We start from the raw sequence: 11,252 nt of genomic DNA, 5'->3' as shown, positions 1-11,252 counted from the left end.
AATGATAACTGCAGAAAAAAAGAAGAAAAACAAATTCTTGCCTAATTTCGAAAAACAATCAATCTACTCCTTAAGGTATGACGAGATGCAACAATGGCTTATTGATCATGGACAACAAAAATTTAGAGCAAAACAAATTTTTGAATGGTTATACCAAAAGCGTGTAAATACTATTGATGAAATGACTAACCTGTCTAAAGAGTTACGTCAAATTCTTAAAGATCATTTTGCAATGACGACATTGACCACTGTTGTTAAACAAGAAAGCAAAGATGGAACAATCAAGTTTTTATTTGAATTACAAGATGGTTATACTATTGAAACTGTTTTAATGAGACATGAATATGGAAATTCTGTCTGTGTTACAACACAAGTAGGATGTAGAATTGGTTGTACGTTTTGTGCTTCTACTTTGGGCGGATTAAAGCGTAATTTAGAAGCAGGAGAGATTGTCTCCCAAGTATTAACTGTACAAAAGGCACTAGACGAAACGAATGAGCGTGTATCACAAATTGTCATTATGGGCATAGGTGAACCTTTCGAGAATTACGATGAAATGATGGATTTCTTAAGAATTGTTAATGATGATAACAGTTTAAATATTGGTGCACGTCATATTACTGTATCTACATCAGGAATTATTCCAAGAATTTATGATTTTGCCGAAGAAGATATACAAATAAATTTTGCTGTGAGTCTTCATGGCGCTAAAGACGAAATAAGATCAAGATTAATGCCTATCAATCGTGCTTATAATGTTGATAAGTTAATGGAAGCTATTCGTTATTATCAAGAAAAGACAAATCGCCGTGTTACTTTTGAATATGGATTATTTGGTGGTGTTAATGACCAACTTGAACATGCGAGGGATTTGGCACATTTAATTAAGGATCTCAATTGCCACGTTAATTTAATACCAGTTAACCATGTCCCTGAAAGAAATTATGTAAAGACACCAAAAGATGATATTTTTAAATTCGAGAAGGAATTAAAGAGATTAGGAATTAATGCTACAATTAGACGTGAGCAAGGGTCAGATATTGATGCTGCATGTGGACAATTAAGAGCGAAGGAACGACAAGTAGAAACGAGGTAAAGACATATGTTAAACGCACAATTTTTCACTGATACTGGGCAACATCGTGAGAAAAACGAGGACGCTGGCGGTATATTTTACAATCAAACACAGCAACAAATGCTAGTATTATGCGATGGCATGGGTGGACATCAAGCTGGAGAAATAGCTAGTCAGTTTGTCACTTATGAACTTCAAAAGCGTTTTGAAGAAGAAAATCTAATTGAAATAAATCGTGCTGAATCGTGGTTGCGTTCGAACATTAAAGAAATCAATTTTCAGCTGTACAACTATGCTCAAGAAAATGAAGAGTACAGAGGTATGGGTACAACGCTCGTTTGTGCCATCATTTATGATAAACAAGTTGTTGTAGCAAATGTAGGAGATTCGCGCGCTTATGTAATTAATCAGAGACAGATGGATCAAATTACGAGCGACCATTCATTTGTTAATCACTTAGTAATGACAGGGCAAATTACTAAAGATGAAGCATTTCATCATCCACAACGTAATATTATTACTAAAGTCATGGGAACAGATAAACGTGTTTCTCCAGATTTGTTTATCAAGAGAACTCATTTTTATGATTATCTTCTTTTGAACTCTGACGGACTTACTGATTATGTCAGAGATTATGAAATCCAAGAATTACTAAGTTCAAATAGTTCATTAGACGTACATGGTAATGAGTTATTGGACTTAGCGCTTGCTCATGATTCAAAAGATAATGTCAGCTTTATCCTTTTAAAGTTAGAAGGTGATAAAGTATGATAGGTAAAGTCATAAATGAACGCTATACTATAACCGATAAACTCGGTGGTGGTGGGATGAGTATTGTCTACTTAGCTGAAGATTCAATACTTAACAGAAAAGTTGCTATTAAAGCGATTTCGATTCCTCCAAGTGAAAAAGAAGAGACATTTAAACGTTTTGAAAGAGAAGTACATAATTCTTCACAACTTTCTCATGAGAATATAGTCAGTATGATTGATGTAGATGAGGAAGATGATTGTTTTTATATTGTTATGGAATACATAGAAGGTCCTACTTTAGCGGAATATATACACAGTCATGGTCCACTTAGTGTAGAAACTGCTATTCAGTTTACAGAACAAATTTTGAGTGGAATCAAACATGCGCATGACATGAGAATTGTTCATCGAGATATTAAACCACAGAATATATTAATTGATAAGAATAAAAAATTACAAATTTTTGATTTTGGTATTGCTAAAGCATTGAGTGAAACGTCGCTGACTCAAACGAATCATGTTCTAGGAACCGTTCAATATTTATCACCTGAACAGGCTAAAGGCGAAGCTACTGATGAAAGTACTGACATATATTCAATTGGTATTGTATTATATGAGATGTTAGTTGAAGAGCCACCATTCAATGGAGAGACTGCAGTGAGTATTGCTATAAAGCATATTCAAGATAGCATCCCAAATATTACAACGGATAAAAGAGATGATGTACCTCAATCATTGAGTAATGTCGTTTTACGTGCAACAGAGAAAGATAAATATCATCGCTATCATACTGTTCAAGAAATGTGTGACGATTTAACAAGTGCGTTACATGAGAATCGTTTGAATGAAGAAAAATACGAACTAGATAAAACTAAAACTGTACCACTCACTAAAGATGATTTGAATCATAAAATCTATGATGAACAAAATCAAAATGACCTTAATAAAACCATGCAAATACCTATTGTTAATGATTCAATAAAACAACAAGAATTTCAATCGTCTGAACCACGTTATTATCAAAAAAGCGACAAAAAACGTTCTAAAATGAAAATTGCAATTTTATCAATCATTTTTGTAATATTATTAATTGGTTTATTTTCTTTTGTAGCTATGGCTGTTTTTGGAAATAAATATGAAGAAATGCCTGATCTTAAAGGGAAAACTGAAAAACAAGCTGAAAAGGTATTAGATAGTCATCACCTAAAAGTAGGTGACATATCAAGAAATTATAGTGATAAATATCCTGAAAACCAAATTATTAAAACAAATCCAGATAGTGGAGAACGCGTCGAACAAGGGGATAGAGTTGATATCGTTCTATCCAAAGGACCAGAGAAGGTTAAGATGCCAAATGTTTTAGGTATGTCGAAAAATGATGCGCTAAAAAAATTAAAGGCTATCGGATTTAAAGATATTCACGTTGAGCAAGCTTATAGTCAAACATATGAAAAAGGATTAATTTCTGAACAAAGTGTTGTAGCTAATAGTGAAGTTTCCGTTAATAATCATCATATTACAATTTATGAATCATTAGGTGTTCGACAAGTATATGTCAACAATTATGAAAATAAGTCATATGAGTCAGCAAAAAAAGAACTTGAAGATAAAGGATTTAAAGTTCAAGTGACAAAAGAAAACAACGATGATGTCGAAAAAGGTAATGTCATTTCTCAATCTCCAAAGGATAAAACTGTTGATGAAGGTTCTACTATACTATTAGTAGTTTCTAAAGGAGAAAAGTCTGATGAAGATGATGAGGAGGACAAGGATACAACGACTAAAAATGAGACTGTTAAAGTACCGTATACCGGTAAAAAAAATAAAAGTCAAAAAGTAGAAGTATTTATTCGTGATATTGATAACAAAGGTGATTCAGCAGTTCAAACGTTTAATATTAAAAGTGATAAGACAATTAATATTCCTTTAAAAATAAAAAAAGGAAGTGACGCTGGCTACACCATAAGAGTTGATAATAAAATTGTAGCTGATAAAGATGTGAGCTATGACGGCTAAATGAGTAACAACTAATGGGAAGTAGATAATAAATTTGTAGTGTAACTTTTTAATGATGATTATAATAGAGATAATTTTGAATGATTATCTAATTAAAATGAAAAATCCTTAAAAAAGATGAAGAGTCTGTACATATGAATACATATGTTGCAGGCTCGTTTTATTAATGTGAGACAATTTGTCTTTAAAAATTTATTGAAAACAATATACTAGTAAGTAAATAATGAGCTCGGATTGAGTTGTTATATTATAAGTACTAGTATTTTGATATAATATGAATAATAAAACATAAATGAGAGGTGTCTTTTTGAAGACTGGTCGAATCGTTAAACTAATCAGTGGTGTGTATCAAGTAGATGTAGAAGGTGAGAGATTTGATACCAAACCACGTGGTTTATTCAGAAAAAAGAAGTTTTCACCTGTGGTGGGCGATATCGTAGATTTTGAAGTTCAAAATACGAAAGAGGGCTATATTCATCATGTACATGACCGAAATAATGAACTAAAACGACCACCAGTAAGTAATATTGACGAGTTAGTGATAGTAATGAGTGCAGTCGAGCCTGAATTTTCAACACAATTATTAGATCGCTATTTAGTGATTGCTCATTCTTATCATCTCAAACCTAGAATTTTAATCACTAAACATGATTTAGCTTCTGAACAAGAAATTCTAAAAATCAAAGATACAATAAAACTATATCAAAAAATAGGATATGCTACGCAGTTTATTGGAAAAGATAGTAATTATACTGCTACTGTTGATGAATGGTCTGACGGTTTAATAGTATTAAGTGGCCAATCTGGAGTGGGGAAATCTACTTTTTTAAATAGTTATCAGCCTCAGTTGAAATTAGAAACTAATGATATTTCTAAGTCATTGAATAGGGGTAAACACACTACAAGACATGTCGAATTATACGATAGAAAAGGTGGTTACATCGCTGATACACCGGGGTTTAGCGCGTTAGATTTTAATCATATTGAAAAAGAGCAACTAAAAGATTTTTTTATAGATATTCATGAAGCAGGAGAGCAATGTAAGTTTCGTAATTGTAATCATATAAAAGAACCACAGTGTCATGTTAAGACACTCGTTGAAAAAGGAGAAATTCCACAATTTAGATATGATCATTATCAGCAATTATATAATGAAATTTCCAATAGAAAGGTTCGATACTAAATGGTTAAAATTTTACCATCACTTTTATCTATAGATTTTTTAAATTTAAAAGAAGAACTTCAATTGTTAGAAGCAGCCAAGGTAGACGGATTACACTTTGATGTGATGGACGGTAAATTTGTCCCTAATATTTCAATTGGTATTCCAATATTGGATGCTGTTAGACAACAATCTCATTTGCCAATAGATGTTCATTTAATGATTGAACAACCTGAAAATTATATTAATCTTTTTGCTGAACATGGTGCTGATATGATTTCAGTCCATGTTGAGGCGACAACACATATACATAGGGCAATTGAACAAATTAAACAATTAGGGAAAAAAGCAGGTGTCGTCATCAATCCCGGAACATCTGTAGAAACAATTTTACCTATATTGAGTATTGTTGATTATGTTTTAGTAATGACTGTAAATCCTGGTTTTGGCGGACAAACATTCATAGAACAATGCGTGACTAAGATTGAGCAATTAAATCAACTCAAACATGAAAATCATTTAACTTTTGATATTGAGGTAGATGGAGGAATTAACGATCAAACGAGTAAACGATGTGTAGAACAGGGTGCTACAATGTTAGTCACTGGTTCATACTTCTTTAAACAAGAGGATTATGCAAAAGTAACATCTTTATTAAAGGAATGATAATGTGAAGATTAATTTATTATGTTCTCAGCGTTTGTTACCTAATCATATTTTCGAAAAAGAAAAAGATTCTAATTGGGCAGGTATTGATAGAGGTGCGCTTATACTCGTAAAACAAGGTATTCAACCTATATTTTCTGTAGGTGATTTTGACTCAGTGAATGACGAAGAACGTTTGATGTTGATGCAAAATCTTCATATCGAACCGGTTGAAGCTGAAAAAGATGATACTGATTTAGCTTTAGGAGTAGCTCAAGCAGTTGAAAGAGGATACACAGAAATTACTATTTATGGTGCAACAGGCGGTCGGTTAGATCACTTTATGGGTGTGCTTCAAATTTTACAAAAACCTCAATACTTACATCAGTCTATAAAAATAAAAGTCATTGATCAACAAAATCATATTCAATTATTAGGTGAAGGTAAGTATGTAATCAACAGAGATAGTAATTATCCATATATATCGTTTATCCCTCTCAACGATAAAGCTATATTAACTTTACAGGGGTTCAAATATAATTTAAATCAAGAACACTTAAATTTAGGCTCTACACTCACAATTTCAAATGAGGTAATGGATAATGAAGCAATCATTCGAGTTGAACAAGGATCAATTTTAAAAATACGTAGTCGTGACTAAAAAAAGACCTTAAAGGGCTCACCTTTAAGGTCTTAAAATTTATCCTCCACATAAGGATATTTTTATTATGTGCATTATATTTATTAAACTCTAGTAACTTTACCAGATTTTAAAGCACGTGCAGAAACCCAAACTTTCTTAGGTTTGCCGTCTACAAGGATTCTAACTTTTTGAAGGTTAGCGTTCCATCTGCGTTTATTCGCATTTAAAGCGTGTGAACGATGATTACCAGTCGAAGCTTTACGACCTGTTACGAAACATTGTTTACCCATGAAAGTACCTCCTTTAATAAATATAAATACACACTACTACTTATATACTTTAATAAGATAACACATAATGAGATTGTCGGCAATAAAGACTTTTATAAATTATAAAAATTACAATAAAATGCAATTTATTATGCTATAATTGTGTGATGTGGAGTTATATAGTATGATACTGTAAAGAAACAGTTAAATTAATTAGATAAATTTACAAACAAAGTAAACCTAATTTTTAAAAATACAAATTTTATTAATTTAAAGCATCAACAATGATTTGATTTTTAAAGTATTTAAGGCATTAATAAAATAACCTAGGCACAACGCTTTAAAAATAAAATTCTGAAATTTTCAGGAGGAACAGATATGACATTAGAAATTTCAAATGACTACGGTAAAATTGATATTTCAAATGATGTAATTGCATCAGTAGTTGGTGGCAAAGCCGTTGAAAGTTATGGAATTGTTGGTATGGCATCAAGACAACAAGTTAGAGATGGTATCGCTGAAATCCTTGGACACGATAACTATGCTAAAGGCATTAAAGTTAGAGAAGACAACGGAATTATTGATGTAGATATGTATATCATCGTGAGCTATGGTGTGAAAATTTCTGAAGTAGCAAGCAATCTTCAATCAACTGTTAAATATACTTTAGAAAAAACACTAAATGTGAAAGTAAATTCAATAAATATTTTCGTACAAGGTGTACGTGTAAATGAGACAGTGAAAAAGGTTTAGGAGGACAACGTGAAATGATTAGCAAAATAAATGGTAAATTATTTGCCGATATGATTATACAAGGGGCACAAAATTTATCAAATAATGCAGACTTAGTGGATTCATTAAACGTCTATCCTGTTCCAGATGGAGATACAGGGACAAATATGAATTTAACTATTACTTCTGGTCGTGAGGAAGTCGAAAATAATTTATCTCAAAATATTGGAGAGTTAGGTAAAACATTTTCAAAAGGATTACTTATGGGAGCTCGTGGTAATTCAGGTGTTATTCTTTCTCAATTATTCAGAGGTTTTTGTAAGAATATTGAAGGAGAAAAAGAAATAAGCGTGCAACAGTTTGCTGAGAGTTTTCAAGCTGGAGTTGAAACAGCTTATAAGGCAGTTATGAAACCGGTAGAGGGGACGATTTTAACAGTAGCCAAAGATGCAGCAAAAGCCGCAATGGATTACGTGGATCAAGCTGAAGATTGCGTTGATTTAATGGTACACGTGATTGAAGCTGCAAGCGAGTCTTTAGATAATACGCCTAATTTATTAGCAGTACTTAAAGAAGTAGGCGTTGTTGATAGTGGTGGTAAAGGTTTATTATGCGTTTATGAAGGCTTCTTAAAGGGTCTCAAAGGCGAAAAAGTAGAAGCACAAGCACCTAAACTTGATACTGAATCATTTGTTAATGACGATCATGATTTTCATGGGGTTATTAATACAGAGGACATTGTTTACGGTTATTGTACGGAAATGATGGTTCGATTTGGTAAAAATAAAAAAGCATTTGACGAGCAAGAATTTCGTAATGATATGAGTGAATTCGGTGATTCGTTATTAGTAATTAATGATGATGAAATTGTTAAAGTGCACGTACATACAGAACATCCGGGGGATGTATTTAATTATGGTCAAAAATATGGTGAGCTAATTAAACTTAAAGTAGAAAACATGCGTGAACAACATCGTGAAGTTATTCGTAAGGAACAAGATGGAATTCAAAATAAAGCAACTAATGAATCCAAAACAGTTGAAACAGCTATTGTTACAATTTCTGTAGGCGATGGGATTGCTGAATTATTTAAATCTATGGGAGCAACGCACATTATTAGTGGTGGGCAAACAATGAACCCTTCTACTGAAGATATAGTTAAGGTTATTGAACAATCACAATGTAAACGTGCAATTATCTTACCAAACAATAAAAATATTATGATGGCCAGTGAACAAGCGGCTAGTATTGTAGAAGCTGAAACTGTAGTGATTCCTACTAAATCGATTCCACAGGGAATATCAGCCTTATTCCAATATGATCAAGAATCTAATTTAGAAGATAATAAAAGCCACATGAATGATGCTTTGGAAACTGTTCAATCTGGTTCAATTACTTTTGCAGTTAGAGATACTAAAATAGACGGTATTGAAATCAAGAAAGATGAATTCATGGGTCTAGCTGAAGATAAAATTGTTATAAGTGACTTTAATCAATTTCATGCAGTTAAAGGTCTACTCAGCAAACTACTTAATGAAGATAGCGAAATTTTAACAATGATTTCAGGCGAAGATGCCGATAATTCAATTACAAACCAAATCATTGATTGGATTGAATCGGAGTACCCTGATGTAGAAGTAGAACAACACGAAGGTGGACAGCCTATTTATCAGTATTTCTTCGCAGTAGAATAAATGAAATACTATTTACCTTTTGATAATAAATAGTCGGAATAACGGTTAGTGAATTTAAATCACTAATCGTTATTTTTATATATAATGAGAATTTTAATAGTGAAGTGTTGATATAATTAACCCGTGAAACGCAAATTAATCAATTGAACATGGTAAAATAGATGTTGAGATTAAAGATAATGAAAAATAATAGGTGATTCATCATGTCAAAAGTTCATCTTATTGAGAGCCCGTATGCATTAGATAAAATTAAAGGTATAGGTCCAAAACGTTTAGCGTTGTTAGAAGAATTAAATATTAAATCAGTTGAAGATTTAGTATTATACTTACCGACACGTTATGAAGATAATACTGTTATTGATTTAAATCAAGCAGACGATCAAGCAACTGTAACAGTGCAAGGTGAGGTTTATTCCAGTCCAACTGTTGCTTTTTTTGGTCGTAATAAATCGAAATTAACTGTCCATCTTATGATAAATCATATCGCTGTTAAATGCGTATTTTTTAATCAACCATATTTAAAAAAGAAACTTGAACTAAATAGTATTGTCACTATAAAAGGGAAATGGAATCGTAATAAACAAGAGATTAATGGTAATCGTATTTTTTTTAATGATCAAAAAAATCAAGAGGATGCCCATTTAGAACCAGTATATCGAGTTAAAGAAGGAATAAAACAAAAGCAGTTACGAGATAACATTAGACAGGCACTTAGTGATGTTACAATTCATGAATGGTTGACTGATGACCTCAGAGAAAAGTATAAATTAGAAACTTTAGCATATACAATTCAAACATTACATCATCCTATTGATAAACAAAACTTGCTAAGAGCTAGACGAACTTATGCATTTACAGAGCTATTTATGTTTGAGCTACGTATGCAATGGTTAAATCGCTTAGAAAAGACATCAGATGAGGCTATTGAAATTAATTACGATATAAATAAAGTAAAACAATTTATTGATAGTTTGCCATTTGAGTTAACTGATGCTCAAAAAGTTAGTGTCAATGAAATATTTCGTGATTTAAAGGCGCCTATTCGTATGCATCGGTTGTTACAAGGTGATGTTGGATCCGGCAAAACTGTGGTAGCAGCAATTTGTATGTACGCCTTAAAAACTGCAGGATATCAATCTGCATTAATGGTTCCAACGGAGATTTTAGCTGAACAGCACGCTGAAAGTTTGATGCAACTATTTGGTAATACAATGAACGTAGCTTTATTAACTGGTTCTGTTAAAGGGAAAAAAAGACGACTTCTTCTAGAACAATTAGAAAATGGAACTATCGATTGTTTGATTGGTACACACGCCTTGATACAAGATGATGTTGTCTTCAATAATGTTGGATTAGTCATTACAGATGAACAGCACCGATTTGGTGTTAACCAACGACAAATTCTAAGAGAAAAAGGTGCGATGACCAATGTGTTGTTTATGACAGCGACACCAATCCCTAGAACACTCGCTATTTCTGTTTTCGGTGAAATGGATGTATCTTCAATTAAACAATTACCAAAAGGCAGAAAACCTATAAAAACAAGTTGGGCAAAACATGAGCAATATGATCAAGTACTTGCACAAATGTCGAATGAATTAAAAAAGGGTAGACAAGCCTATGTGATCTGTCCATTAATTGAAAGCTCTGAGCATTTAGAAGATGTACAAAATGTTGTGGAACTTTATGAATCCTTACAAAGTGATTACGGTAATGAAAAAGTTGGATTATTACATGGGAAAATGACTGCTGAAGATAAAGATCAAGTCATGCAAAAATTCAGTGAACATGAAATAGATATTTTAGTTTCTACTACTGTAGTTGAGGTGGGTGTAAATGTACCTAATGCAACGTTTATGATGATTTATGATGCAGATCGATTTGGTTTATCTACATTACATCAATTACGTGGGCGTGTTGGTCGTAGTGAACATCAAAGTTATTGTGTATTAATTGCATCTCCCAAGACTGAAACAGGTATTGAACGTATGACCATTATGACTCAAACTACTGATGGATTCGAATTAAGTGAAAGAGATTTAGAAATGAGAGGTCCAGGAGATTTTTTTGGAGTAAAACAAAGCGGTCTTCCAGACTTTCTTGTAGCAAATGTAGTAGAAGATTATCGTATGCTTGAAGTTGCTAGAGATGAAGCAGCAGAACTTATACAATCTGGCCAATTTTTCGAACAACAATATAGTCATTTAAGAGAGTTTATTAAACAAAACTTACGCCACATTCGTTTTGATTAGAAAAAAATATTA

Annotated in this window: 10 protein-coding genes; 9 read left to right on the top strand and 1 reads right to left on the bottom strand. The window is 32.4% G+C overall.

The features are described from left to right. Window position 1: 1 nt before the first annotated feature. From rlmN to HMPREF2897_RS00115, 6 genes are all read left to right on the top strand, one after another. Window positions 2-1,096, top strand: a complete 1,095-nt coding sequence (gene rlmN / locus HMPREF2897_RS00140) for a dual-specificity RNA methyltransferase RlmN (protein ID WP_002446258.1) — start codon at window positions 2-4, stop codon at window positions 1,094-1,096. Window positions 1,097-1,102: 6 nt separating this feature from the next. Next, window positions 1,103-1,846, top strand: coding sequence for a Stp1/IreP family PP2C-type Ser/Thr phosphatase (locus HMPREF2897_RS00135; RefSeq protein WP_002446259.1), 744 nt, complete (start codon window positions 1,103-1,105; stop codon window positions 1,844-1,846). Then, window positions 1,843-3,843: a Stk1 family PASTA domain-containing Ser/Thr kinase gene (gene pknB / locus HMPREF2897_RS00130; protein WP_070592394.1), complete on the top strand. Its 2,001-nt coding sequence runs from the start codon at window positions 1,843-1,845 to the stop codon at window positions 3,841-3,843. Before HMPREF2897_RS00135 ends, pknB begins: the two co-directional genes overlap by 4 nt. Before the next feature lie 307 nt (window positions 3,844-4,150). Further along, window positions 4,151-5,026, top strand: coding sequence for a ribosome small subunit-dependent GTPase A (gene rsgA, locus HMPREF2897_RS00125; RefSeq protein ID WP_002475099.1), 876 nt, complete (start codon window positions 4,151-4,153; stop codon window positions 5,024-5,026). Further along, on the top strand, window positions 5,027-5,671 hold the full coding sequence (rpe, locus tag HMPREF2897_RS00120) for a ribulose-phosphate 3-epimerase (protein ID WP_002446262.1): 645 nt from the start codon (window positions 5,027-5,029) through the stop codon (window positions 5,669-5,671). 4 nt (window positions 5,672-5,675) lie between these two features. Further along, window positions 5,676-6,311 (top strand): thiamine diphosphokinase, encoded by a 636-nt coding sequence (locus HMPREF2897_RS00115; protein WP_002446263.1) that lies wholly within the window; start codon window positions 5,676-5,678, stop codon window positions 6,309-6,311. Between the two features lie 83 nt (window positions 6,312-6,394). On the opposite strand, the gene rpmB is transcribed toward HMPREF2897_RS00115, so the two are convergent. Next, entirely contained in the window at window positions 6,395-6,583 is a 189-nt protein-coding gene (gene rpmB, locus HMPREF2897_RS00110; RefSeq protein ID WP_001830107.1) for a 50S ribosomal protein L28, read from the bottom strand. A gap of 357 nt (window positions 6,584-6,940) precedes the next feature. Between rpmB and HMPREF2897_RS00105 the strand changes: the two genes are divergently transcribed. From HMPREF2897_RS00105 to recG, 3 genes are all read left to right on the top strand, one after another. Next, window positions 6,941-7,315: an Asp23/Gls24 family envelope stress response protein gene (locus HMPREF2897_RS00105; RefSeq protein ID WP_001830156.1), complete on the top strand. Its 375-nt coding sequence runs from the start codon at window positions 6,941-6,943 to the stop codon at window positions 7,313-7,315. A gap of 14 nt (window positions 7,316-7,329) precedes the next feature. Then, window positions 7,330-8,988: a fatty acid kinase catalytic subunit FakA gene (gene fakA / locus HMPREF2897_RS00100; RefSeq protein WP_002446265.1), complete on the top strand. Its 1,659-nt coding sequence runs from the start codon at window positions 7,330-7,332 to the stop codon at window positions 8,986-8,988. A gap of 203 nt (window positions 8,989-9,191) precedes the next feature. Continuing rightward, window positions 9,192-11,240 carry an ATP-dependent DNA helicase RecG gene (gene recG / locus HMPREF2897_RS00095; RefSeq protein WP_002446266.1) on the top strand — a complete coding sequence of 683 codons (2,049 nt, stop codon included), beginning with the start codon at window positions 9,192-9,194 and terminating at the stop codon, window positions 11,238-11,240. The last annotated feature ends 12 nt before the right edge of the window (window positions 11,241-11,252 follow it).

The sequence above is a fragment of the Staphylococcus sp. HMSC065D05 genome, from assembly GCF_001813195.1.
In the GTDB taxonomy this organism is placed as follows: domain Bacteria; phylum Bacillota; class Bacilli; order Staphylococcales; family Staphylococcaceae; genus Staphylococcus; species Staphylococcus epidermidis.
This window is presented reverse-complemented; position numbering and strand designations above follow the sequence as displayed.

Excerpts from the sequence above, each read along its gene's own strand:
- rpmB (WP_001830107.1), bottom strand. The coding sequence starts at position 6,583 with ATGGGTAAACAATGTTTCGTAACAGGTCGTAAAGCTTCGACTGGTAAT.
- HMPREF2897_RS00105 (WP_001830156.1), top strand. The coding sequence starts at position 6,941 with ATGACATTAGAAATTTCAAATGACTACGGTAAAATTGATATTTCAAAT.
- recG (WP_002446266.1), top strand. The coding sequence starts at position 9,192 with ATGTCAAAAGTTCATCTTATTGAGAGCCCGTATGCATTAGATAAAATT.
- HMPREF2897_RS00135 (WP_002446259.1), top strand. The coding sequence starts at position 1,103 with ATGTTAAACGCACAATTTTTCACTGATACTGGGCAACATCGTGAGAAA.
- rpe (WP_002446262.1), top strand. The coding sequence starts at position 5,027 with ATGGTTAAAATTTTACCATCACTTTTATCTATAGATTTTTTAAATTTA.
- fakA (WP_002446265.1), top strand. The coding sequence starts at position 7,330 with ATGATTAGCAAAATAAATGGTAAATTATTTGCCGATATGATTATACAA.
- pknB (WP_070592394.1), top strand. The coding sequence starts at position 1,843 with ATGATAGGTAAAGTCATAAATGAACGCTATACTATAACCGATAAACTC.
- rlmN (WP_002446258.1), top strand. The coding sequence starts at position 2 with ATGATAACTGCAGAAAAAAAGAAGAAAAACAAATTCTTGCCTAATTTC.